Origin of the sequence: Bacillus cereus group sp. BfR-BA-01311 (assembly GCF_022664295.1) — a bacterium.
GTDB lineage: Bacteria > Bacillota > Bacilli > Bacillales > Bacillaceae_G > Bacillus_A > Bacillus_A cereus.
Map to the genome: position 1 here is coordinate 207,896 of NZ_JAKUHC010000007.1, position 23,763 is coordinate 231,658.

Genomic DNA, 23,763 nt, shown 5'->3' on the forward strand with positions numbered 1-23,763 from the left:
CTAAATATATTTTTTACGCGTTATATAATTCCATAACTCTCTTCACAACCAACTCCGCAGTATTCTCCTCCGGTGGTATCAATAAATTCGTAACCGGTCCATACACAACAGGGCTTAATTCCACTTCATACCCACCATATAAGAATTCTTCCTTCGTTGGTAAATAACCAATATATCCATTCGTATATCCACCAAAGAAAGCTAATTCATTTTGAAGATTCTCTTTCACTTCTAATGCCGTTTCCGAAAAAGGTTCCATCGGTAAACCTGAAAACATACCATCATTAACTTGAAATAACTGCACTTCTAAATCAATACTTAACCGCCGAATACCTTGCTCATATTTCTCTAAAACGATAGTAAGCCATTCATCCGTATTCACGCCCCACTGCTTCTCGGCTAATCGAGCCATGCTTCGTATCTCATCAAATTCAGGAATATCCTTCAACTTCATTTGCATCGTACTCGAAACTGTTCTTACATTTACAATCGGGCTATAAATAACTGTTGGAAGCATCGTTAATATATGTCCACTAAGTATGTGAGCCATTTGTTTTAATGCTTTCCTTGAACCTCGATACTTCGCATTCACATTACCAGCAGCACCTTGAACAATCATAACAGGACAATTTACGGTCTTCTCAAGAATCTCTCTTGTCATCCCCGGATAGTCTGCTGATAATACATCACTATCACCTTTTAAAACATTCGGATGCGCCGTACAAAATACTAAAATCCCAGATAACTCCTTCGTTTCAGCATCTCTTATTGCTAACATACCAATTCGCTTATCTACAACACCATCTATATTTGTTCCCATCTTCGCTCTTCCATCACATGTTCTCTCTCTTCGATTTACCCCAATATCACCTGTCGTAACACCCCAGCCAACTTCACATGGCTTCAAGTTGTTATTCGCAGTAATAGCACCATGCACTACATTATTTACTAAAATCGTTTTATACGACTGCACTAGCGGATTATCACCGACTGTCTCTGGACCGGAATGCGTATGAGTATAAACAACCGTTATTCGCTCAAATGGCACATGAAGCCTACTTGCTACTCGCTCACGAATCATATTCGTATCTTCTACTAGCATCCCAATATTATCAATACTTATAAACACAGTCTTCATTTCATCTTTTTCAAATACAAAAACTGTCCCGTAAATACGTTCTTCAACATTATTTATGCCTGTCTCTCTATGATATCCGACAAAATCAATACCTACAGGCGGCGTAATATCCACCTTACATATCCCTACTTTGCTCATTTAAATCACTCCATTTCTCTATGTAACTCCCTTTTTTCAAGAATAGCATATTTAACTTTGTTCCAAATAAAAAGAACGGACACAGTATCCTATGTCCGTTCTTCCCCTCACACATACTTCCGATGCACCATCTTCCCATCATAAGAAAACACAACGCCCTTACTCTCCACAATCGACTCCATATGCACCGTTCTTCCCCATAGCTGATGAAGATATGGTAATACTTTTTCTAAGTATTTTAAATCGAGCTCGATTCCTTCGTAACTATGTTTAATGTATAATTCTCCGTTCTTTAAGTAGTCTCCATCTTCTACTACTAAGTACGGGAACCCACCATTTGTCCGCATATTTACGAGTTGATCACGCACATTCTCCCATTCTTTATCTATGACTTTATATTCTTTTCCTTGGCGCTGGAATAAGTACATATCTTCTCGCATAACAAGATCTTTATTTAAGTAGTTTCTTAGGAACGATACGTCCCATTCAATTTCGCGTACTTCAAACATTTTGTCACGGCCAGATCCTGGTTTTACGCCTCGTCGTTTCATTTCTTCAGTCGGATTATTGTACCGTTCTTCAATATCTTCAAAGATTTTAATACCGAGGTAGTATGGATTAATACTTGTTTTTGATGGCTGTACAACACCTGCATTTAATTTCGCAAATTCAATTGCTTCATCAGAGGTTAAGTCCATTTCACGAAGTATGCGTTGATGCCAGTAGGATGCCCAGCCTTCGTTCATGATTTTCGTTTCAAGCTGTGGCCAAAAATATAACATTTCTTCGCGCATCATCGTTAATATATCACGCTGCCAATCTTCTAACTCACGGCTATATTCTTCAATAAAGAGCAGTAAATCTTTCTCTGGTTGTGGTGGAATTTTCTTCTTTTTACGCACATTAGAACGTTCCTGCTTTTTATTGCGATTATCTAAATTCCATAAATCATCGTATTGCGACACCTTTTTCTTTTCTACTTCTTCATCTTCTAAATCATCAATACTCCATGCGAGCTTCGGACGCATAAGCGACGGATCAATATGCTCTTGAATGGCAAGTACGGCATCTAAAAATGTTTCTACCTCTGCCTTTCCGTACTTATGCTCATACGCTTTCACACGGTCCGCTGTTGCCGCCATACTCTCTACCATATCTCGCTTCGTATTTGAAAAACGAATATTATTTTTGAAGAAATCACAGTGTGCTAAAACGTGCGCTACAATTAATTTGTTTTGAATTAAAGAGTTCGTATCTAATAAAAAGGCGTAACATGGATCAGAGTTAATAACGAGTTCGTATATTTTACTAAGTCCTAAATCGTATTGTAATTTCATTCTGAAAAATTGTTTTCCAAAACTCCAATGTGAAAACCTTGTCGGCATCCCATATGCACCAAATGTATAAATAATTTCCGCTGGACATATTTCATAACGCATCGGATAAAAATCAAGCCCAAATCCAGTCGCAATTTCCGTAATTTCCGCAATCGCATATTGCAGTGCTTTATCATCACTTGCTCTCATTATTTTCCCTCCTTACACTTTCCCTTAAGAAAGTGTATGATGAAAAACAAGCTTTCATGAGGATTGATTGCATAATAAAAAGACACCCCCGCAAAAACGAGAATGTCTCATCTATTAACCTTCGATAATCTCCATCTTCTCCGTAATCGGAGTACGAGCTTTTCCTTCTGGTGCTTTATCGAAATAGCCGATATGAAGAATTCCAACGATACGTTGGCCTCTTGTTAAACCGATTCCTTCTATAAATAATGGATTGTAGTTTAATCCGCCTGATTTCCAAACGCAACCTAATCCACGTTCCCAAGCAAGAAGTTGGAAGTTTTGCATAAATGCACATGTTGCAGCGTAATCTTCATCACGTTGAATTTGACGTGGATCTTCATTTATATATACAACGATTTGTGCAGGCGTGCTTAAGAAACGATCTGATAAAATTTTACCGCGTTTCGCTCTTTCTTCTTCCGTGAAAGAGTTTAATACCGCATCTACTAATTTCTTGCGGCCTTCTCCGATGTATAGTTTACAATTCCATGGTTCACGGTGCTTATGATTTGGTGCCCATGTTGCGTCGTTTAATAGTTCAATTAATAAATCTTTTTCTACTGCTTTGTCTGTAAATGTACGAACAGAGCGTCTTTCTTTAATCACATTAGCGATGGAAGTATATGTAGTCATATTTATCTCTCCCTTATTTTTATCTATATGTATAAGTTTATCATTAGTATTGATATTGATTTTCAATTTCGATTATACCTTAGTTTTTTACTATTAATCAATGTTTTATGTTGGAAAACTTCTAAAAACGTCATTCCATGCTGTGAATAAAAAAACTTAACTTGTTCACAAGTATTTCACATTTTATGGAAATGATATGTGTACAGTTTTCTACATTATCCATCTAGGAGGAGTTTACATGTACAAAAAAATTGCTGTTTGTATGACTATGGCAGCATTATTATGCGGGATATCCACCTTCCCTATATCCGCTGCCACGCCAAAAGAAGTAACACTGCATCACCATAACCCAATTTCAGAAGAAGAAATGCAATCGCTAGAAAAACTCGGCTATAACAAACATGAAATTTGGAAAGCTGCTCATATTGCAAGAATTAGTAATAAAGAAATAAAAGATGTTTTAGCTTACTATAAGCAAAATAAATCTTGGGAGAAAACAGCCGAGCATTTCGGTATAGATCCAAGTAAGCTGAAAAAGCATCATATGAATAAAGAAACAAAGCAAGCACTGCTACAACAGTTAGCAACTATGCAAAAATCCACACCGGATCAGCTAAAGCAAAAAATGAAAGAATATAACATCAAATTGCGTCATCTTACTGTGTTAACAATCATCTCTCAAAAAAGCAATACTCCTCTTGATGATGTATTAAAGATGAAAAAAGATGGAATGGACATTAAACAAATTGCCGAAAAATTAAATGTAAAAAGAGAAGATATACGAGCGGAAATGATGAAATTAGTGAAGTCTATTAAAGAACAAAAAACAAATTAAAATGCTAAAAAGGAAGAGGCATTCACCACTCTTCCTTTTCTTTATGAACTTTCAATTTTTAAGTATAAATTCCCGTCTTTCCCAAAAACTAACACAAGTAAATGATGTAAGTTAGGGGTGAGAAAATGTTCGGTTTATCATCTAAAAAATCAAAAAAGACTAATACAAAAACACTTTGTTCTATTCCAGAATTTATACAAACCATGAAAGAATCAAGCGACTTTGTTTCTCATAACGTACTTGAAAATGAAACATTGTGCTTGTTTTATTATAAATCTGTCGTGGAAGCACTTATTATTAAACAATTCATTTTAACTCCTCTAAAAAAGGAATCGGAACAAATCCAAAACATCTCTGATTTATGTAATATCGTCTCTATTGAAGACATTATTACCTCCCCTTCTATTGATGATATTCGTGAGAAATTATTAGGTGGATATATTTTAATACGCTTAAAAAACAATTCGAATCCTGATCAATATGCTTTAATTCGTGCCGAAAGTACTGTTTTAGGAACACGATTATATAACGATACAGAAAATGAGTATAGCGTAATCGGGCCTAAAATCGGTTTCGTTGAAAACCTTGATACAAATATCCACTTATTACGCCGAAATATCGTAACGGAGCAACTCATTTTTAAAGAAGTTACCGTCGGATCTATGTCAAAAACGAAAGTAGCAGTTGCTTATATAGAAGGAATTACAAATGAACAATTTATCAACACCGCAATACAACGGCTAGAAGACATTGACTTTGATGTCCCGTTTGATTCAACTATGATTGAGCAATTTATTAGTGATAATAGCAATTCACCTTTTCCAGTTCTATTACCTACAGAACGATTAGATCGAGCTGTATTTGCATTAATTAACGGGGAAGTTTTAATTTTAACAGATGGCTCTCCATATGCTTTATCAGGACCAACCACGTTACTGGATTTTTTCATTTCACCAGAAGATTATTATTTACCGTGGATGATTGGATCGTTCTTTCGTATTATTCGTTTTTTCGGAGCTATATTTTCTCTTTTTTCCTCCGCTATTTATACAGCGGCTTTAACATATCATTATCAAATGATTCCAGCTGATTTACTAGGTCCTATTATTTTCTCGAGAGCTAACGTACCTTTCCCTCCCATTCTAGAAGCACTCTTTTTAGAAATTACAATTGAATTGCTTCGTGAAGCTGGAGCGCGTTTACCGACAAAAGTCGGACAAACGATTGGTATTGTTGGGGGGATTGTAATTGGCCAAGCATCCGTGGAGGCAGCTTTGACTAGTACAATTTTATTAATTGCAGTTGCTTTATCCGCTCTTGCATCTTTCACAACACCGACCGTAAAGATGTCTTCTACTATCCGGTTATTACGCTTTCCACTTATTCTTTTAGCCGGTGCATTCGGAGGATTAGGTCTTATTGTCGGATTTGTATTTATTTTAGCTCATTTAATTAAATTAAAATCACTTGGATCACCTTATTTATTACCTTTATATCCATTTCGTGGTTTAGGTACAGCAGAAGGTTTTCTTCGATTACCATTTAGTCAAACAGCTCAAAGACCTTCTTTTCTTAGACCAAAATCAAAATGGCGCTATAATCCAAACAAAGCGAAGCAAAAACGTGATGGTGAGAATGAATGAAAAAATTTTTATTGCACCTTATTATCATTATCTTCTTCATTTTACAAACTGGCTGTACACAAACCTATATAGTGGATACGCAGCGTATTATTCATATCGCTGGATTTGACATCACAAAAAAGAAAAGATTCCAAGGAACTATTCTATTCCCAGAGTACACACATGGTGTAAAGTCTAAACCAGAAACGCAATCAACATCTGCCCGTTCACTTGAGACAATCGCTTCACGATTAAATGCAAAATCTCCTCACAATGTCGTTGTAGGTCAAATGCGTGTCGTACTATTTGGAAAAGCTCTAGGAGAACGCGGAATGGGAGAGATTATTACTAACTTACAACGTGACCCAAATATCGGGCGTGATGTACAACTAGCAATTGTAGATGGATCAGCTGAAGAGCTTTTAAATTACGGAAAAAAAAATGGGTCTTTATATATTGCTGACTTACTCGAACAAAATATAAGAAATGAAAACATTCCACAAACCGAATTAAACACTTTTTTATATAATTATTACTCTTCCGTATGTGATGCCTATGTTCCTTATATTAAAATGGACGATAATCATTCTGTCGCTGTCAAAGGGCTTGCCTTTTTAAAAGGCGATAAAGTCGTCATGTATACGGATAAAAGACATTCTGTTTTAGCAAAATTACTTATTAATCCTACGAAAAATGGACGTTACGAAGCAGCGATAAAAAAGGATAAACATAAAGGTATGGTTGTTATACAAAACTTAGCTGGGGAAAATAAGTATAATATAGATCAAACTGGCGACATACCAAAAGTAAAAATCCATTTAAAATTAAATGGATTAATTAAAAACTCTCCTAATTGGATTGATTTAAGAAAAGAAACAAATATCAACTATATAAAAAAACAAATTGAACGAAATGTTGAAAAAGACTGTGAAGATCTAATAAAACAATTTCAAGAAAAGGAAATTGATCCTTTAGGAATACGAGATGAAATTAGAAGCCATACGAGAAAATGGAATATAACACAAATTCGAAATATGTATAAAAATGTAGCGGTGGATGTAAATTTAGATCTTAATATTGTACAATCTGGAATCGGAGAATAGTGAGGTGAAATAAGCAATGAATACAATGAATAAAACAAAGACAGTCTCTCCATATTTTGCATTTATTTTATTGCATTCTCTCCAGATTGGTATAGGAATTCTCGGATATCAACGTGTAATTTTAAAAAACGCTGGTTATGATGCCTGGATTTCTCTTATTATTGCGGGAATTGCAACTCATATTGTGCTGTTTTGTATGTTAAAAATGCTTGAAAAAGACGGAGATTTAATTAGCATTCATACAACAACCTTTGGAAAATGGGTTGGCTCTATATTTTCTGTAATTTTCACTCTTTATTGCTTATTATTTTGCCTTACGGTTCTTCGTACGTATATGGAAGTGATACAAGTTTGGATTTTCCCTACCATTAAGTTATGGAAACTTACGCTTATGTTTTTATTAGTCACTTACTACATTATAAAAGGTGGCTTCCGTTCTGTGACAGGGATATGTTTTTGGGGTATTGTTCTTCCTATTTTCGTTGTATTCTTTTTAATCTATCCAATGAAATATGCTCATTTTCGTAATATTTTACCTATTTTTACACATTCACCTTTTGACATGCTTATATCTGCAAAACAATCCGCATTGGAATTTCTGGGGTTTGAAACAATTCTTATCTTTTATCCCTTTATTGAAAAAGGAAAATCTTTAAAGCGATGGGCCCATGCTGGAATTGCTTTTAGCACCTTAATTTATGTAGTTTTAGCTATCGTATCTTTTATGTATTACAGCGAGGGACAATTAAACCGTACTATTTGGCCTACTTTAACGATGTTAAAAATAATTAAAGTTCCTTTTATCCAGCGCTTTGAATATATTATTATTTTCGTTTGGTTTTTAATTATTTTACCAAACCTCTGCTTAACCATTTGGTCATCATGTCAAACGATGAAGCGTTCCTTTCATATTTCATTTAAATTTACATTACCGTTTTTTATTTTCATCATATTTTCAGCTTCTCTACTTTTCACAAACCGTGAAAGTATCAACACATTAAATACCGTACTATCTCAAGCGGGTTTATATATTGTATACGCTTATATCCCAATTTTATTTTTGTTTCATTCACTAAGATGGTACTTCAAAAATCGTTCAAAAAAAACTTCTCCCTAGGTGTCCCTTAGTCTGATACAATTTGATTAATACATTTGTAAAGGGGACAAGCGAATGAAAAAGTATGTATTTTCTTTACTTGCAGTACTAAGCTTAATTCTTGCTGGATGCGGAAGTACTAGTACAAATGACCAAAAATCTTCTGAATCAAAAAAAGAAGAACATGACCACGCATCGCACACTCAGCAAGCTGACATTCAAGAGAAAACAAAAGGAGTCGACACACTTCCTACCTTCCTAGACAAGCTTGATCCACAAATGAAAGATATCTACACTGTCGCTGGACAAAATGCAGAACTATTAGATTGGATTCCATGCTATTGTGGTTGCGGTGAAAGTGTAGGACATAAAAATAATAAAAACTGCTTTATTCGTGAAATTAAAAAGAATGGTGAAGTTGTTTGGGACTCCCATGCAACGACTTGCGTCAATTGCCTAGAAATCGCAGTTGAATCTGCTTCCATGAAACAAAAAGGAAAATCAACGCTTGAAATTCGTAACTATATCGATAATAAATACAAAGAAGGCTATGGCAAACCAACACCTACGCCAATGCCAAAAGCTTAAAAAACGAGGAAACTCCTCGTTTTTTCTTTTCATTCACTTTTTTTCTTAACAAATTCTTTCAAGTGTATTTCCCCTTACTTATCACACACTATATATAACTCTCGGTAAGGAGGGTACACAGTGCAAACATATAACGACTATGATAAAGCTCTCTATTACACGTATTGCTGTAATTGGGATAAATTACTCGTTCTCATGGTTCAAACGAACGATCAATTATTTTCTAAACGTATTGAGCATTTTTTACACGCTTATCAATACAGTAAAGAACTTCCAGAAGTGGATAAACAATTGCAGCTCCTATTTCAATATATTGACCACGCATCCCAAAAGTCGCATGTAGAAGAAGTAGAACAAATTCAAATGTAAAATATAGCGCTATTCTCTTCCGGAGAATGGCGCTTTTTTAAAATGTTTATATCAATAAAAGTTTCTCCTTATAAAACTTTTATTGATAAACATATTTTTTCTTTCTTTTCCATACTACTTCATACTATAATTTAGTATGTAACTATTATAAGAGAGGTATAAAATATGGGACGAGAAAAAAAGCAAGAATATGCTTTACTTACCGCATGGGGAGCTTCTTTTATCGCTACACTAGGAAGTCTGTACTTTTCCGAAATCATGAAATTTGAGCCTTGTGTTCTTTGTTGGTATCAACGTATTTTTATGTATCCATTCGTTTTATGGCTTGGTATCGCTGTAGCAAAGAAAGATTATCGCATTGCAAGTTATTCTTTACCAATCGCAACTATTGGTGCTTGTATTTCTTTATATCACTATGCAATTCAAAAAGTCGCAGCATTTTCAGCTGCTGGGGCAGCTTGTGGACGTGTACCATGTACGGGAGAATACATAAACTGGTTCGGTTTTGTGACAATCCCGTTTTTAGCACTTATCGGCTTTATTACAATCGCTGTTTGTAGCTTTATTGTCATCAAAAACAAATAAGGAGATGAAAGAATGAAAAAAATGCTTATATTTGGTGGTATTATTATCGCCTTGTTTGCGGCAATTTTCGCTGTAACACAAATGGAAGAAAAAAACGCTTCAACTAGCCAAAAAATTGATAATGCTACTGGTAGTCAAACAGATGGTCCTGACTACTACACAAATAAAATTTCTCTTTCAGATCTTCAAAAGAACTTAAAAGAGAAAAAAGAAGAAACAGTATACTTTTATCAAACATCTTGCGTTCATTGCCAAAAATTATCTCCTGTCGTAGTGCCAATGGCTAAAGACTTGAACGTTGATATGAAAGTTATGGATATTGAAAAATTAGATGCTCCTTGGGATGAATATAAAATTCAAGGTACACCAACAATCATTCATTTTAAAGATGGCAAAGAAGTGAGCCGTATTAGCGGTGAACAGCCGAAAGACAAATTAAAAGAATGGCTTGAACAAACGAAAAAGTAATTAGAAAAGGAAACTCCTTCTACACATGAAATGGGCGTAAAATCCCACACTAATGTATAAGGAGGGGGTTTTATGCCAGAAGTAAGATGTTCTGTTTCCAACTGTTCTTTTTGGGGACAAGGTAACTTTTGTCAAGCAAGTGCGATCATCGTTCAGCCTGATGCAGATGAAACTGGTCAAACTGAAAATGATTCATATACAGCTGCTGTTTTAACAAACGAGACGCTAGAAAGTTCTGTAGCAACGAGTGTAGAGACTTGTTGTCATACATTTAAGCCTAGATATTAACAATTATTCCACCTCATATACGTGAGGTGGTTTTTTCTTTCCCTCTTCTTGTTTACGTCATCTCTAATTCTCCCTATAATAAAGTTAACATTTTTATGAATACGAAGGTGAAATACTATGGCTAAAACAATTGCAGATATCGCCAAATTGGCTGGAGTTGCAAAAAGCACAGTCTCTCGTTACTTAAACGGCGGATATGTAAGTGATAAAACAAAACTTAAAATCGAAGGTATTATTCAAGAAACAAATTTCTCTCCCAATACATTTGCTCAAAGTTTAAAAGCAAAAACAACAAATTTAATTGGTGTCATCATCCCCCGATTAGACTCCTTCGCTACAATGAAAACACTTATCGGGATCGATAAAACATTACAGGAAAATAACTATCAAATGCTTGTAGCAAATGCAAATCAAACAACCGGAACTGAAATACAAGCAATTGAAAACTTTATAAAACAAAAGGTAGCTGGCATTATTTTATTAACAAAAACATTGACGAATGAACATCAAAAAATTATGGCTAATTCAAACATCCCTATTTTATTCGTCGGGCAAGAATATAAAGATCAATATTGCCTCGTTCACGATGATTATGATGCAGCTTATGAGTTAGGGGCATACGTTTTATCGCAAGGCCATCGACATATTGCCTATTTAGGGATAGAAAAAGATGATATTTCTGTTGGAATAAATCGAAAAAATGGTTTTCAAAAAGCAATTGAAAATTTAGAACCGACTTGCAACGTTTCATATTACGAAACAACTTTCCGCATAGAAGATGCCATGAAACAAGTACAACATATTTTAGATAATAATCGCCCAACTCTTATCGTATGTGCTACAGATAACATCGCTCTTGGCGCAATGAAAGTCATTCACTCCCACTCTCTTTCTGTACCAGGTGATATTTCTGTAACAGGATTCGGTGGATATGATATTTCAGAAATGGTACACCCTAGTTTAACGACAATTGCGTTTGACTATGAGTATGCTGGAAAGCTTGCTGCCACTTCTCTTTCACAGCTTGTTGAAAACAAAACTATACCAAAAATATTACACTCCCGTTATACATTAAAAATCCAAGAAAGCGTTGACAAAATATAAAGGCACTCTATAATAAAATTAAAACCGGTTCCACATTTTAAAAACAGGATTTTCAACATCATTTCCCTGTTTTTTATTTTAACTTATTACGGAACCGGTTCCATAAAAGAGAATTTATAGTAAGGGGGAATTTTTATGGATATGAAACAAATTGCAACTCAAGTAATACAGAATATTGGTGGAAAGGAAAACATTGTTCGTGCCACACATTGCGCGACTCGCCTTCGTCTTATATTAAAGGATGATACGAAAATAAACGCTGCAGAAATCGAAAACATCGATGGAGTAAAAGGTGCTTTTGCAACGACCGAGCAATATCAAATTATTTTTGGAACTGGCATAGTAAACAAAGTATATGATGAATTCTCAAAACTAATTGGAATAGCCGAACTAGATTCTACAACATCAAACGATATACCTAAGAAAAAAATGAATCCTATCGCCCGCCTAGCAAAGACACTATCTAATATTTTTGTTCCAATTATTCCAGCTATCGTTGCAAGCGGTTTACTTATGGGTCTACTCGGAATGTTGAAAGCGTTTAAATTAGTTCCTGGAGATCACTCACTTATCCAATTACTTGATATGTTCTCAAGTGCAGCTTTCATCATTTTACCCATTTTAATTGGAGTTAGTGCCGCTAAAGAATTTGGTGGAAACATTTTCTTAGGTGCAGTTGTTGGTGGTATATTAACTCACCCAAGCTTAACAAATCCTTGGACTCTTTCAAATGCAAAACCCACAGTTTTACATTTCCTTGGTATGGATATTGATATGATTGGCTATCAAGGTACTGTTTTACCTATTTTATTATGTGTATATGTTATGAGTACAATTGAAAAAGAACTTCGAAAACGTGTTCCGAACTCTTTAGATTTATTAGTTACACCATTCTTAACAATTATTATAACTGGCTTTTTATCACTTATTATTATCGGACCAATTGGATATAAAATCGGTGACGGCATTACGTACCTTTTAAATACAATTTATCAATTTGCAGGACCAGTAGCTGGACTTATATTCGGTGGGTTGTATTCAACAATTGTTCTTACTGGCTTACATCATAGCTTCCACGCTATTGAAGCGGGCTTACTCGCAAATAAAGATATCGGTGTCAATTTCTTACTCCCTATTTGGTCAATGGCGAACGTTGCACAGGGCGGTGCTACTTTAGCTGTCTATTTCAAAACAAAAAACAAAAAAACGAAAGAAATTGCAATTCCAGCAGCAGCTTCAGCATTTTTAGGAATTACAGAACCAGCTATTTTTGGTGTCAATTTAAAACTTGGTAAACCATTTATTGCAGCAGCTATTGGCGGCGCAATTGGAGGCGCTTACGTTGTTTGGATGCAAGTAGCGGCTAATGCATACGGTTTAACAGGTATTCCGATGCTTACAATTGTTGCACCTCTTGGCATGATGAACATGATTCACTATATAATTGGTTTCGCTATTGCAGTTATCACTGCTTTTGTTGCCACATTCATTTTATATAAAGAAAGTAAATAATAACGGGGTGAAAACCTATGTCAAAATATAAAACAATACTGCAATCTAATAAAGACGAATTACATTCTTTATATGAAATTGCAAACCAAGATTCATGGAAACCAATTTATCATATCCACCCACCATTTGGATTAATGAATGATCCTAACGGTGTATCATACTACAATGATGAATATCACGTTTTTTATCAGTGGTATCCATTTGGTCCCATTCATGGAATGAAGCATTGGGGGCATGTGAGGTCAAAAGACCTTATTAACTGGGAGCGTATGCCTGTAGCCATCATCCCTACTGAAAGCTATGAATCACACGGTGCATATTCTGGTAGTGCTATCGTAAAAGATGGCCTTCTTCATCTACTTTATACAGGGAATATAAAAAAGCCTGATGATTCCCGTGATGCAAAACAATGTATGGCAACAATGGATTCACAATATACGATGATGAAATATAGTAATAATCCTGTTATTGATATAATTCCTGACGGATATACAAAACATGTACGTGATCCAAAAGTCTGGAAACATAATGATATGTACTATATGTTACTCGGTGCCCAACGTGAAAATAAAACAGGAACTCTATTACTATACAAATCACAAGACCTATACAATTGGCATTTCCAAGGCGAAATTACAACAAACTTAAAAGAATTCGGATTTATGTGGGAATGCCCCGATTACTTCCAATTATCAGGGAAAGATGTACTTCTCTTTTCACCGCAAGGAATTGAAAAAGACGGAGAAAACTTTCACAATGTATACAATGTCGTTTATGCTATAGGCCATTTCGATATTAAAAATTTATATTTCCATGTTGATTCCTATTACGAAGCTGATAAAGGGTTCGATTTTTATGCCCCTCAAACTTTAGAAGACTCTACTAGTCGTCGCCTATTGTTTGCTTGGGCAGGATCAAGTGAAATCACATATCCTTCTGATGATTATATGTGGGCTCATTGCCTAACACTTCCACGTGAATTAACATTAGAAGATAACATCTTAAAACAAAAACCAGTTTCAGAATTAACAAAACTACGAACAACAAAAAAAGACATTTCAGGAGATATAACAGCTGGATTAAATGTATTATCAACGCTTGATGATGAAGACTCCTATGAATTAATTGTTACACTTAAAACAGAAGATGCAAAACGTTTTGGTCTTTCTCTCTTCCACAATGAGGAGGAATGTTTCCCCATTACATTTAATCGGGAACAAGGTACTATTTCTATAGACAGGGGCAACTTCTACCATCAATTTGGCGGAGAATATGGATTTGAACGCTGTAAAAAAATCGATATTCAAGATACGATAGAACTACAAATATTTGTAGATAAAAGCATCGTGGAAATTTTCTTATACGATGGTTCAACAGTCTTTACGTCCCGAGTTTTTCCTCGAAAAGACATGAAACATCATATCGCAATCTTTTCAGATGCAAAACTAAACTTTACCATCACACAATATAAGCTGAAAAGAGGGATTGTATGAGAAATGTCTTTTGTATAGGTGAACTATTAATTGATTTTGTGTGCCGAAATACTAATGTTTCTTTAGTAAACGGTTCAGATTTCGAAAAAAAAGCTGGTGGAGCACCCGCTAACGTTGCTGCTGCGATTACAAAATTAGGTGGACACGCTACATTTATGGGGCAAGTAGGAAACGACCCATTTGGTGAGTTTCTTGAACAAACTTTACAGCGTGCGCAAGTCGATACATCCATGCTCATAAAAGATAAACAAACAACACTTGCATTCGTATCCATCGATCAAGATGGCGAACGTGATTTTACTTTTATGCGTGGTGCAGATGGTGAATATCAATTCAATAGCATTGATTTATCAAAAATACAAACGAATGATTTAATACATTTCGGTTCAGCGACAGCTTTACTATCAAGCCCATTAAAAGAAACGTATTTTCAGTTGTTACAATATGCGAAAGATAAAGGCCATTTCATTTCTTTTGATCCAAATTATCGAAGTGCACTCATTACAAATACAGAACAATTCTCTCAAGATTGTCTAACCTTTATAAAACATGCACACTTCGTAAAAGTAAGTCAAGAGGAAGCTACTATGCTCTCTAAAGAGAGTGATTTACAACAAGCTGCACTCAAATTATTAAATTATGGCGCAAAAGTAGTAGCTATTACACTTGGAAAAGACGGTACCCTTCTTGCGACAAATGAAGGTCAAACTATTGTCTCTTCTATTTCCATTCAACAAGTCGATACAACTGGTGCTGGTGACGCTTTCGTTGGAGCAATGTTATATCAGATTGCCCAAAGTGAACATACACTTTCGTATCATTTCAAAGACTTAACAGCATTTATCTCCTTTGCAAATAAAGTAGGCGCTATCACATGTACAAATTACGGTGCAATTGCCTCTCTTCCATCATTAACAGATATAAAAGCATACGATTAATCGTATGCTTTTTTTACATTCCTCTCCAAAAATCATGCATAATAAAAAAGTACAAAATAACGAGAACGGCCGTCCCGCATAGGGTAATGCGCCGATATATACTCTTCTCTCCTTCCCTCGCTTTCACAAACGCCCAAATAAATCCGAAGAATAATATTAAATCAACATATGGAACATAAAAAGAAAAGACGAGAAACGCATATAAATACACGATAAATAAACAGGTCGTTACTAAGAAAACTTTAAACGCAAATTCACTTTTCATAATATAACCGCCCCCTATCTGTACTGTATTATATTCAGCAAAATACAATAGTTGCAGTTAAACTCCAAGTATAAATAAGCTACCGTCTATAATACGGTAGCCATTACGGAACATTGTATTTCCGTTTATATATATTACTTAAAATCGAAGAAGGAATTTGCTCGTAACGAACTTTCTCTCCTGTTTCATCTATAATATACGAATTGTTTCCTATATAATATATTCCATCTTTTCGTTTTGAGTACACTGGATATCTTTCATTTGGCAATACCGTTTTCACTTTCGTTAACTGTCCATTTGGTTCTTGCCAATATATATCCGCGCGGTCTACTAACGTAAGTACTCCAATTTGTTCTTTTTCTATTTTTCGACCATTCCAGCTCACAACGCGATAACCAAGTTTATTCGCTTCATATTCGGGGCTCGTATGAAAACGAGAAATGATTACTTTTGTTTGTAATTGTACTCGGTCATATAACCATTGTATATCCCTGTCATGCATACGAATACAGCCATTTGATTCCCTACTTCCAATCGTCCATTCCCGGTTCGTCCCGTGAATTGCATATTCATTCTTATCTAGTCCAAGCCACCTCGTACCAAGAGGGTTATTCGGTGCACCCCCAGGTATTTTTTTTCGATGGTATTCTTTATTTTTAAATTTAGTTATAATACAAAAATTACCTTCAGGCGTAGGTGTACGATCTCTTCCAGTCGTTACTGGAAATGTTTTTGTGTAATTTCCATTTTCAAAAAAAGACAACTGGTTCGTCGTAAGATTTACTAATATTAAATGATCTGTATTAGCAAAAGCACTAACCGGTAGGATGAAAAATAATAGTATGATGAAACATAACTTTTTCAGCTATATCCCCCCTAGCGCTCCCTATAATAAGTGGAATTAACATTACTTTGCTCTTATAAATGAAAACTATCCATTTACAATAACGCCCCCATTTACATGTATCATTTGCCCAGTAACATAGGATGAATCACCAGATGCCAAGTATACGTATGCCGGCGCTAATTCATATGGTTGACCAGGCCGTTGCATCGGGACATTGCTCCCAAACTGAGAGACTTTCTTCTCATCAAAGCTCGATGGAATAAGCGGTGTCCAAATCGGGCCTGGTGCAACACCATTTACCCGAATCCCTTTTTGCACTAACGATTGAGAAAGTGATCTTGTAAAAGCTACGATTGCTCCTTTCGTTGCGGAATAATCAATTAACGTTTCATTTCCTTCATATGCAACGATAGATGCCGTATTTATAATGACATCCCCTTTCTTCAAATGAGAAAGGGCTGCTTTCGTAACGTGAAAATAAGAAAAAATATTAATACGAAATGTTTTTTCTAGCTGTTCTGCTGTAATATACTCTAGCCCTTGCTGCGGATATTGCTGTGCAACGTTATTCACTAAAATATTTAAACTACCTAACTGCCGGGCGGTTTCTTCCACAATATCTTTACAATGCTGTTCATTACTCAAATCCCCCGGCAACAATACACACTTTACACCTTCTTTTTCAACACGTTGTTTCGTCTCATTTGCATCTTCTTCCTCATCTAAATAAGCAATCGCAACATTTGCTCCCTCTTTTGCAAAAGCGATGGAAACTGCTCGTCCAATTCCGCTATCTCCTCCTGTAATTAACACATTCTTCCCTTTTAACTTTTCACTTCCTTTATAGTTTGCATCTTCAAACTGCGGAAGGGGGCTCATTAATGATTCAATACCTGGCTGCTTATTTTGATGTTGCGCAGGCATTGTTATAAAGTTTTTTTGCTGTGGCATAGCTGCTTTCAACTCCTTTTCCTTAGCATGTGCACAATAAAAAGCTGAAATTCACACATCGTTTTACGATTAATATTCGAATTTAAGACACAAAATATGAATTGTTATAAACTTTTTATGCAAAACTATTGCAAAATAGATAAAAAACGAATATTATATATAACTGTTGTGAAAATTATTCGTAAACAGAAAGGATGTTTATATGTTTAACCTTTCAAAACATAAAACTTCTATTAAAACTGAAATTATGGCAGGTATTATTACCTTCTTAACAATGGCATATATCATTGTCGTAAACCCTGTTATCCTTGGAGATGCAGGTGTTCCATTTGAACAAGCATTTACAGCAACAATTATCGCTGCTGTTGTCGGAACATTATTTATGGCAATCTTTACAAACTTACCAATCGCAATCGCGCCAGGTATGGGATTAAATGCTTACTTCTCTTACTCTGTTGTAAAAGCGCATGAAGGCATGACTTTCGCAATTGCATTCTCTGCTGTATTCGTAGCAGGTATGATTTTAATTTTGCTATCATTTACATCTTTCCGTACAAAATTAATGGAAGCAATTCCTGAAAACTTAAAACATGCAATTACTGCTGGTATCGGGCTATTTATCGCCTTTATCGGTTTACGTTTAACAGGTATCGTTACAAAAAATGATGCAAACTTAGTTGGACTTGGTGATCTTCACTCTGCTCCAGTACTACTAGCATTAGCTGGACTTGGAATTACAATTATCCTTATGTCTTTAAATGTAAATGGCGCACTATTTATCGGGATGCTATTAACTGGTATTATCGCTTTCTTCACGGGACAATTATCATTCTCAAACGGTGTTACATCAATGCCTGGTTTACCAGAAGGAATTATCGTTTCAAATCCAATTACTGCTGTATCTGACGTAATTAACTACGGATTATACGGCGTTGTATTCTCATTCTTCCTTGTTACACTATTCGATACAACAGGTACATTACTTGGCGTTGCACAACAAGGTGGATTTATGAAAGACGGAAAGCTTCCAAAAGCAGGACGAGCTCTTCTATCTGACTCATTCTCAGCAACTATTGGTTCTATGTTCGGAACGACACCATCAACAGCTTACATTGAATCATCTGCTGGTGTTGCAGCTGGTGGTCGTACTGGTTTAACAACTGTTACAGTAGCGGTTCTATTCGCACTAGCAGCATTCTTCGGCCCATTAGTAAGTGCTGTTTCTGGTGTATCAGCTATTACTGCACCCTCATTAATTATCGTTGGTAGTCTTATGATGGGTTCAGTTCGCCACATCGATTGGGACGCATTTGATGAAGCATTCCCAGCATTCTTAGTAATCTTAAGCATGCCACTTACATCAAGTATCGCAACAGGTATCGCACTTGGATTTATTTCATACCCACTTATGAAAGTGGCAAAAGGTAAATTCCGTGCTGTTCACCCACTTGTATATGTATTTGGAATTTTGTTTGCTTATCAATTGATATTCTTACCACATTAAAATCTCTCATAAAGAGGGATTTTTTTATACATAAAAAGTAGAGCATCGAAATTCGATGCTCTATTCTCCTTTTTTAAAAGCAATATAAAAAGACTGCAGAGAACTCCATCTCCACAGCCTAATATTTATTTTTGCAAGAACGCCTGCAAATCTGCAAATTGCCTCTTTGCATCTTCATAGCCTTGCTCGTATAAATTTTGTAGTTTTGCTGTATCTTTTTCCATACGATCTACTTGAAGCGGTACTTCTGGACGAATAACAAATAAATTCCCAGCTTGTTCTTCTTTTTCAATATAGTGAAGTGTTTCATTATACACTTCATAACGATTTAGCATCGTGTTCACAAGGTTCGGATATTTTTTATAAGCTTTCGCAGCAATCCACCCAAATCTTGATTTTTTCTTTGCGTAACCATGATTTCTCGTTAAAATTACGACTGATTTTTTAAATCCATCTTCCTGTGCTTTACGAACTGGAATTGGATCAGAAATCCCGCCATCTAACAGTTGCTTACCACGATAATTTACTACTGGTGCAATGAAAGGCAATGAACTAGACGCTTGTAATAAATTTAGCGCATCATCATTCGTGCCTTCTTTTTCAAAATAAACTGATTGCCCTGTTTCACAATCCGTCGTTCCTACAAGGAAACGTTCCGGGCTATTAAAGTATGTTTCAAAATCAAACGGCACATGCTTTTCTGGGATTTCGTGGAAAATGAAATCCATATCAAATAGCTGACGTTTTCTCCATAAGTTTTTATACGATAAATATTTCGGATGTGATGCATAATCAATATTGACCGTTTTATTTCTATTTCTTTGTCTGGAAAGATACGACGCTGCATGACAAGCACCAGCTGATACACCGATTACATATGGAAAATATAAATCTTGTTCCATAAAGTATTCTAATATCCCGCCCGTGTATACACCACGCATACCGCCGCCTTCTAATACTAACCCCGTATTTTCAAGCATGTTACTCTCTCCTCTATATATATTGACTCTTTAATTATTCACCATGTTAAGTATCTTTTTCTATTATATATGAGTTCTTTCAGAAATTATATTTAAAAGACTTGAGAAAAAGGAGTTTTTTCTTCCAATTATATTTCCAAATGACCGGAGACATCCTTTATAAACCTTTGAATAAAGTCTTGCTCTTCTTTCGTATATCCATCTAAAAGTAACAACCACTTTTCTTCAGCTTGCTTATGCAATTTTTCATGAGCTTTATATATTTCATTCCCACTCTCCGTTAAGCTGAAGAAGATTTCTTTTTGATTATCTAACATTTGCATCTTCTCAACGAATTGCTTTTGAAACAACTTTGTACAAATTTTAGAGATTGCTCCCTTCGTCATGCCCATTTCTGTCGTAATTGCCGTTACATTCATCAAACCATTTTTTCCGATACATTCGATTACATGTAACTCAGATAAAGACATACTACTTACGCCTGTCTCACGAAGAAACTTCTCATTTTGTCGTTTTAAATGTTCTTCTTTTTTATGCAAAAGTGTACGAATGTCCGACAGTATTTCCATTTGCTTCGTTGCATGCTTCAATCCGTTCGCCTCCTAAGTTTCCAAAGAAACAATTTAACTATATACCATTTTAAAACCATTTTTTCATCTTTACAAGTAAGAAAATCATGTTAAAATAAATTTAGTTTCCAAGGAAACTAAATCACAAGGAGGTTAACAAGATGAAAAAATCTAAACTAACTTTCATTTTATATGTTGTCTGTATTAGTGCCTTACTGGGTTCCTTCGCTCAAAATATTTACACACCTATCTTACCGATGATTCAAAATTCTTTTCACACTTCTCTTTATCTTGTAAATGTAACAGTTTCACTTTTCACATTCGTTCTTGCAATTATGCAGCTCGTATATGGACCTTTAATTGATACAAAAGGGAGAAAATCTGTCCTTATCCCTAGTTTAGTCATTAGTACAATTGGTTCAATCGGATGTGCCTTTTCGGCAAACATTTATTTATTTCTCTTTTTTAGAGCTGTTCAAGCTATAGGAATAGCGGCTATACCTGTAGTTTCAGCAACGATTATCGGCGATTTATTTGAAGGAAAAGAACGCGGAGAAGCGATGAGCCTATACCAAATGTTACTTGCCCTCGCACCTGCAATGGCTCCTCTCATAGGTGGCTATCTTGGCAGTATAAATGGTCACTTATCTGTATTTCTCTTTTTATCTACACTTGGCATTATCTTATTAATTATAAACATTTCACTACTCCCAGAAACAAAGCCAAATATAATTAAACAATCTAAAGCACAAAAGAATTACTCTCTTATCTTAAAAAATAAAACTGGATTTTCTATTACTCTTATTGGCTTCATTCAATTTTGTATTTACTTTTGCTTTCTCGTTTTTTTACCGAGTATTTTAACAAATTCATTTCATTTAACTGTAAATAAAATTGGTCTTATGTTTGTACCAATGTCTCTTTCTATCATGCTAGGAAGTTTTTGCTACAAGTTTTTGCAAAAACGACTCACAACAAAGCAAGCTTTATTTATTACGAGTTTCTTCAATATTATATGTGTCGTTTTATTCTCTTTCACATATAGCATCAATATCCCATTCATTATTATCGTTACATCTTTGTACGGTTTTAGTATGGGACTTTCTATGCCAACTCACACTACTTTATTAACAGAAGAATTCGTACAAGAACGCGCAACAGCTATCGGTATGTACAACTTCATCCGCTATCTTGGTATGGGCACAGGGCCACTTATAGGTGGATTTCTTTTATTTAACCAAAATTACTTTTGGATTTTCTTCCTAGGCGCAATTATGTTTTTACTTGTAATCTTATATACAATGAAAATGCTAAGCCTTCATGCTGTACAAAAATTAAAATAGAGCCCCAAAAATGTTGGCTCTATTTTACCCTCTTTGATCCGCAACAATATGAATATCAATATACTTTGTTTGTCTCATAATTTCATTTACAATAGAACCTTTTCGAATTTCTTCCCACCGCGTTCTCGCTGATTGCCCAAGTAAAATTTGTGTTACTTGCAATCTTTTCGCGACTTCAATAATAACATCCGCTGGCTTTCTTCCCTTTGCTTCTTCTAATACAAAACTCGCATCAAATTGATTCGTGAGCGTCTTCCACTCTTCAATTGTTTGTTTTTTACCAGCTGAAAGAGAGTCTATATTTTCTCTTTCAACATTTAATACATACAATTCAGCATTTAACCGATCAGCCATGCGCCATCCCCGTCTTATTAATTTCTCCGCTGTTGAACTGTATTGTACACAAACAAGAATTTTTTCTTTTACGCCAATTGGTTCTATTACTGTTTGGCTAATTTTCTCGTCCATATCATCGGCAACCTCGCGAAGTGATAATTCCCTAAGTGCTCCTAAATTATTAAGCGTAAAGAAATTTTGTAAGCTTTGCTGAATTTTTTCTTCTTTATATATCTTTCCGTCTATTAACCTCTTCCGAAGTACTTCCGGTGTTGCATCAACGAGCTGAATTTCATTTGCTTTTTGTAAAATAAAATCTGGAATTCGTTCTCTTACTTTTACATTCGTAATTTGAGCTACAATATCATGAACACTTTCTAAATGTTGAATATTAAAAGCTGATAATACCGATATACCAGCCTCTAACAATTCCTGCACATCCATATAACGTTTCTTATGTTTAGAACCAGGAACATTACTATGCGCAAGTTCATCCACTACGACTACTTGAGGCGCGCGTTTTTTTATTCCTTCCACATCAAGCTCATAAAATACCTTTCCTTTATACTGTATTTCTTTCAAAGGAACTTTTTCTAAATCAGCAATTGCTTCTTCCGTCTCTTTTCTTCCATGCGTTTCAATTAAACCAATTACAATATCAATTCCATCTTTTTTCATTTCCCTTGCATCAAAGAGCATTTTATAACTTTTTCCTACGCCTGGAGCTGCTCCTACATATAACTTTAACTTTCCCCGATTTTGCTGACGAATATATTCTAAATATTCCTCTGGCGTTCGCCTTTGAAACTTCGGTTCATAATCATCTGCATACAAAATAAACACTACCTTTCATTCGAAACAACGCTACCTCAATCCGTTAGATTGAGGTAGCACTGTTACTATTTCATTAATTTCTGTAATGCTAAATTTAGCTTTAAGACATTCACTCGATCTTCTCCAAATAAACCAAGCGCAGCACCTTCTGTTTGATCTTTAATCAATTGATTAAGTTTTTCTTTCGGAATATTCGTTAATTTCGATATGCGATCCACCTGCACAGAAGCTGCCTTCGGACTAATATCCGGATCAAGCCCTGAACCTGAATTTGTCACTAAATCTATCGGTACTTCTGTTACTGGAACGCTCGGATTTTGTTTCTTCCACTCTTCAATACTTTTCTCTACTCGTTTCTCTAAATCTGGATTAGATGGTGCATAGTTATTTGAACCAGATGCTTCAGCCTTATATTCAATACTAGAAACACGCCCTTGAAAATAACGTGGATCCGTGAAGTTTTGCCCGATTAATTTAGAACCAATCACTTCATTTTTATCATTATATATTAGACTTCCATCCGCATTATCCTTCATCACGGCTTGTGCAATACCAGTAACAATAAGCGGGTATACAAGTCCGCACAACACTAGAAATGTAAAAGTAATACGGATAATTGGTGATAGTATACTTTGTTTCTTCTCCATCTTTTTCCC

The 23,763-nt window shown here is 35.3% G+C and carries 25 protein-coding genes; 15 read left to right on the forward strand and 10 right to left on the reverse strand.

The window, feature by feature from the left end; translation table 11 throughout:
- Positions 1–13 precede the first annotated feature (13 nt).
- The 3 genes from MR136_RS18230 to MR136_RS18240 form a co-directional block, all read right to left on the reverse strand.
- Positions 14–1,276 (reverse strand): neutral/alkaline non-lysosomal ceramidase N-terminal domain-containing protein, encoded by a 1,263-nt coding sequence (locus MR136_RS18230; protein WP_017673120.1) that lies wholly within the window; start codon positions 1,274–1,276, stop codon positions 14–16.
- A gap of 107 nt (positions 1,277–1,383) precedes the next feature.
- Positions 1,384–2,802 carry a stage V sporulation protein SpoVR gene (spoVR, locus tag MR136_RS18235; RefSeq protein ID WP_001202693.1) on the reverse strand — a complete coding sequence of 473 codons (1,419 nt, stop codon included), beginning with the start codon at positions 2,800–2,802 and terminating at the stop codon, positions 1,384–1,386.
- Between the two features lie 114 nt (positions 2,803–2,916).
- Positions 2,917–3,477, reverse strand: a complete 561-nt coding sequence (locus MR136_RS18240) for a nitroreductase family protein (protein WP_000214819.1) — start codon at positions 3,475–3,477, stop codon at positions 2,917–2,919.
- A gap of 238 nt (positions 3,478–3,715) precedes the next feature.
- On the opposite strand from MR136_RS18240, the gene MR136_RS18245 reads away from it, so the two are divergent.
- The 13 genes from MR136_RS18245 (at position 3,716) to MR136_RS18305 (ending at position 15,478) form a co-directional block, all read left to right on the forward strand.
- Positions 3,716–4,312, forward strand: a complete 597-nt coding sequence (locus tag MR136_RS18245; RefSeq protein ID WP_000276964.1) for a hypothetical protein — start codon at positions 3,716–3,718, stop codon at positions 4,310–4,312.
- A 125-nt stretch (positions 4,313–4,437) separates the two neighbouring features.
- Complete coding sequence (locus MR136_RS18250) at positions 4,438–5,955, forward strand: spore germination protein (RefSeq protein WP_000467483.1); 1,518 nt, start codon at positions 4,438–4,440, stop codon at positions 5,953–5,955.
- Positions 5,952–7,037 (forward strand): Ger(x)C family spore germination protein, encoded by a 1,086-nt coding sequence (locus MR136_RS18255; RefSeq protein WP_000714133.1) that lies wholly within the window; start codon positions 5,952–5,954, stop codon positions 7,035–7,037. Before MR136_RS18250 ends, MR136_RS18255 begins: the two co-directional genes overlap by 4 nt.
- A 16-nt stretch (positions 7,038–7,053) precedes the next feature.
- On the forward strand, positions 7,054–8,154 hold the full coding sequence (locus tag MR136_RS18260) for a GerAB/ArcD/ProY family transporter (RefSeq protein ID WP_001095038.1): 1,101 nt from the start codon (positions 7,054–7,056) through the stop codon (positions 8,152–8,154).
- A gap of 54 nt (positions 8,155–8,208) precedes the next feature.
- Positions 8,209–8,721 carry a PCYCGC domain-containing protein gene (locus MR136_RS18265; RefSeq protein WP_000761036.1) on the forward strand — a complete coding sequence of 171 codons (513 nt, stop codon included), beginning with the start codon at positions 8,209–8,211 and terminating at the stop codon, positions 8,719–8,721.
- A gap of 120 nt (positions 8,722–8,841) precedes the next feature.
- Positions 8,842–9,090, forward strand: coding sequence for a YhdB family protein (locus MR136_RS18270; protein WP_001195459.1), 249 nt, complete (start codon positions 8,842–8,844; stop codon positions 9,088–9,090).
- Positions 9,091–9,255: 165 nt separating this feature from the next.
- The gene (locus MR136_RS18275; RefSeq protein WP_000532265.1) at positions 9,256–9,675 is read left to right on the forward strand and encodes a disulfide formation protein C; all 420 of its coding nucleotides are present in this window, start codon (positions 9,256–9,258) and stop codon (positions 9,673–9,675) included.
- A gap of 12 nt (positions 9,676–9,687) precedes the next feature.
- Positions 9,688–10,143, forward strand: coding sequence for a thioredoxin family protein (locus tag MR136_RS18280; protein WP_000738435.1), 456 nt, complete (start codon positions 9,688–9,690; stop codon positions 10,141–10,143).
- 72 nt (positions 10,144–10,215) lie between these two features.
- Positions 10,216–10,431, forward strand: coding sequence for a DUF1540 domain-containing protein (locus tag MR136_RS18285; RefSeq protein WP_001115482.1), 216 nt, complete (start codon positions 10,216–10,218; stop codon positions 10,429–10,431).
- A 117-nt stretch (positions 10,432–10,548) separates the two neighbouring features.
- Complete coding sequence (locus MR136_RS18290) at positions 10,549–11,535, forward strand: LacI family DNA-binding transcriptional regulator (RefSeq protein WP_001140402.1); 987 nt, start codon at positions 10,549–10,551, stop codon at positions 11,533–11,535.
- Positions 11,536–11,670: 135 nt separating this feature from the next.
- Complete coding sequence (locus MR136_RS18295; protein ID WP_000367320.1) at positions 11,671–13,047, forward strand: sucrose-specific PTS transporter subunit IIBC; 1,377 nt, start codon at positions 11,671–11,673, stop codon at positions 13,045–13,047.
- A gap of 17 nt (positions 13,048–13,064) precedes the next feature.
- Positions 13,065–14,540: a beta-fructofuranosidase gene (gene scrB, locus MR136_RS18300; protein WP_086408021.1), complete on the forward strand. Its 1,476-nt coding sequence runs from the start codon at positions 13,065–13,067 to the stop codon at positions 14,538–14,540.
- On the forward strand, positions 14,537–15,478 hold the full coding sequence (locus MR136_RS18305) for a carbohydrate kinase family protein (protein WP_001246640.1): 942 nt from the start codon (positions 14,537–14,539) through the stop codon (positions 15,476–15,478). The genes scrB and MR136_RS18305 overlap by 4 nt, the downstream gene beginning before the upstream one ends.
- A 13-nt stretch (positions 15,479–15,491) precedes the next feature.
- Here the strand turns inward: MR136_RS18305 and MR136_RS18310 are convergent, their stop codons facing one another.
- The 3 genes from MR136_RS18310 to MR136_RS18320 form a co-directional block, all read right to left on the reverse strand.
- Positions 15,492–15,743, reverse strand: a complete 252-nt coding sequence (locus MR136_RS18310; protein ID WP_000834195.1) for a hypothetical protein — start codon at positions 15,741–15,743, stop codon at positions 15,492–15,494.
- A 103-nt stretch (positions 15,744–15,846) separates the two neighbouring features.
- Complete coding sequence (locus tag MR136_RS18315) at positions 15,847–16,608, reverse strand: L,D-transpeptidase (RefSeq protein ID WP_025921749.1); 762 nt, start codon at positions 16,606–16,608, stop codon at positions 15,847–15,849.
- A 66-nt stretch (positions 16,609–16,674) separates the two neighbouring features.
- A complete protein-coding gene (locus MR136_RS18320) occupies positions 16,675–17,541 on the reverse strand; it encodes an SDR family oxidoreductase (RefSeq protein ID WP_001136261.1) in 867 nt (288 codons plus the stop codon).
- A 202-nt stretch (positions 17,542–17,743) separates the two neighbouring features.
- Here MR136_RS18320 and MR136_RS18325 point away from each other — a divergent pair, with 202 nt between their 5' ends.
- Positions 17,744–19,045 carry an NCS2 family permease gene (locus MR136_RS18325; RefSeq protein ID WP_017673680.1) on the forward strand — a complete coding sequence of 434 codons (1,302 nt, stop codon included), beginning with the start codon at positions 17,744–17,746 and terminating at the stop codon, positions 19,043–19,045.
- A 125-nt stretch (positions 19,046–19,170) separates the two neighbouring features.
- Here MR136_RS18325 and MR136_RS18330 read toward each other — a convergent pair whose 3' ends face one another.
- Together MR136_RS18330 and MR136_RS18335 are read right to left on the reverse strand one after the other, a co-directional pair.
- Positions 19,171–20,025 carry a patatin-like phospholipase family protein gene (locus MR136_RS18330; protein WP_000892679.1) on the reverse strand — a complete coding sequence of 285 codons (855 nt, stop codon included), beginning with the start codon at positions 20,023–20,025 and terminating at the stop codon, positions 19,171–19,173.
- Positions 20,026–20,153: 128 nt separating this feature from the next.
- On the reverse strand, positions 20,154–20,615 hold the full coding sequence (locus tag MR136_RS18335) for a MarR family transcriptional regulator (RefSeq protein ID WP_000679681.1): 462 nt from the start codon (positions 20,613–20,615) through the stop codon (positions 20,154–20,156).
- Between the two features lie 140 nt (positions 20,616–20,755).
- On the opposite strand from MR136_RS18335, the gene MR136_RS18340 reads away from it, so the two are divergent.
- Entirely contained in the window at positions 20,756–21,937 is a 1,182-nt protein-coding gene (locus tag MR136_RS18340; RefSeq protein WP_000748728.1) for an MFS transporter, read from the forward strand.
- A gap of 24 nt (positions 21,938–21,961) precedes the next feature.
- Here the strand turns inward: MR136_RS18340 and kdpDN are convergent, their stop codons facing one another.
- Positions 21,962–23,116 carry a KdpD-like non-kinase potassium sensor gene (gene kdpDN, locus MR136_RS18345; protein ID WP_078421194.1) on the reverse strand — a complete coding sequence of 385 codons (1,155 nt, stop codon included), beginning with the start codon at positions 23,114–23,116 and terminating at the stop codon, positions 21,962–21,964.
- Positions 23,117–23,172: 56 nt separating this feature from the next.
- Positions 23,173–23,754 (reverse strand): K(+)-transporting ATPase subunit C, encoded by a 582-nt coding sequence (gene kdpC, locus MR136_RS18350; protein ID WP_000412607.1) that lies wholly within the window; start codon positions 23,752–23,754, stop codon positions 23,173–23,175.
- Between the last annotated feature and the right edge of the window lie 9 nt (positions 23,755–23,763).

What these genes read in the sequence shown, in the direction of transcription:
- MR136_RS18325 (WP_017673680.1), top strand. Translation starts at nt 17,744, where the DNA reads ATGTTTAACCTTTCAAAACATAAAACTTCTATTAAAACTGAAATTATG.
- MR136_RS18295 (WP_000367320.1), top strand. Translation starts at nt 11,671, where the DNA reads ATGGATATGAAACAAATTGCAACTCAAGTAATACAGAATATTGGTGGA.
- MR136_RS18340 (WP_000748728.1), top strand. Translation starts at nt 20,756, where the DNA reads ATGAAAAAATCTAAACTAACTTTCATTTTATATGTTGTCTGTATTAGT.
- MR136_RS18265 (WP_000761036.1), top strand. Translation starts at nt 8,209, where the DNA reads ATGAAAAAGTATGTATTTTCTTTACTTGCAGTACTAAGCTTAATTCTT.
- MR136_RS18290 (WP_001140402.1), top strand. Translation starts at nt 10,549, where the DNA reads ATGGCTAAAACAATTGCAGATATCGCCAAATTGGCTGGAGTTGCAAAA.
- spoVR (WP_001202693.1), bottom strand. Translation starts at nt 2,802, where the DNA reads ATGAGAGCAAGTGATGATAAAGCACTGCAATATGCGATTGCGGAAATT.
- MR136_RS18260 (WP_001095038.1), top strand. Translation starts at nt 7,054, where the DNA reads ATGAATACAATGAATAAAACAAAGACAGTCTCTCCATATTTTGCATTT.
- scrB (WP_086408021.1), top strand. Translation starts at nt 13,065, where the DNA reads ATGTCAAAATATAAAACAATACTGCAATCTAATAAAGACGAATTACAT.
- MR136_RS18230 (WP_017673120.1), bottom strand. Translation starts at nt 1,276, where the DNA reads ATGAGCAAAGTAGGGATATGTAAGGTGGATATTACGCCGCCTGTAGGT.
- MR136_RS18285 (WP_001115482.1), top strand. Translation starts at nt 10,216, where the DNA reads ATGCCAGAAGTAAGATGTTCTGTTTCCAACTGTTCTTTTTGGGGACAA.
- MR136_RS18245 (WP_000276964.1), top strand. Translation starts at nt 3,716, where the DNA reads ATGTACAAAAAAATTGCTGTTTGTATGACTATGGCAGCATTATTATGC.
- kdpC (WP_000412607.1), bottom strand. Translation starts at nt 23,754, where the DNA reads ATGGAGAAGAAACAAAGTATACTATCACCAATTATCCGTATTACTTTT.
- MR136_RS18305 (WP_001246640.1), top strand. Translation starts at nt 14,537, where the DNA reads ATGAGAAATGTCTTTTGTATAGGTGAACTATTAATTGATTTTGTGTGC.
- MR136_RS18320 (WP_001136261.1), bottom strand. Translation starts at nt 17,541, where the DNA reads ATGCCACAGCAAAAAAACTTTATAACAATGCCTGCGCAACATCAAAAT.
- MR136_RS18255 (WP_000714133.1), top strand. Translation starts at nt 5,952, where the DNA reads ATGAAAAAATTTTTATTGCACCTTATTATCATTATCTTCTTCATTTTA.
- MR136_RS18280 (WP_000738435.1), top strand. Translation starts at nt 9,688, where the DNA reads ATGAAAAAAATGCTTATATTTGGTGGTATTATTATCGCCTTGTTTGCG.
- MR136_RS18275 (WP_000532265.1), top strand. Translation starts at nt 9,256, where the DNA reads ATGGGACGAGAAAAAAAGCAAGAATATGCTTTACTTACCGCATGGGGA.
- MR136_RS18240 (WP_000214819.1), bottom strand. Translation starts at nt 3,477, where the DNA reads ATGACTACATATACTTCCATCGCTAATGTGATTAAAGAAAGACGCTCT.
- MR136_RS18330 (WP_000892679.1), bottom strand. Translation starts at nt 20,025, where the DNA reads ATGCTTGAAAATACGGGGTTAGTATTAGAAGGCGGCGGTATGCGTGGT.
- MR136_RS18310 (WP_000834195.1), bottom strand. Translation starts at nt 15,743, where the DNA reads ATGAAAAGTGAATTTGCGTTTAAAGTTTTCTTAGTAACGACCTGTTTA.
- MR136_RS18250 (WP_000467483.1), top strand. Translation starts at nt 4,438, where the DNA reads ATGTTCGGTTTATCATCTAAAAAATCAAAAAAGACTAATACAAAAACA.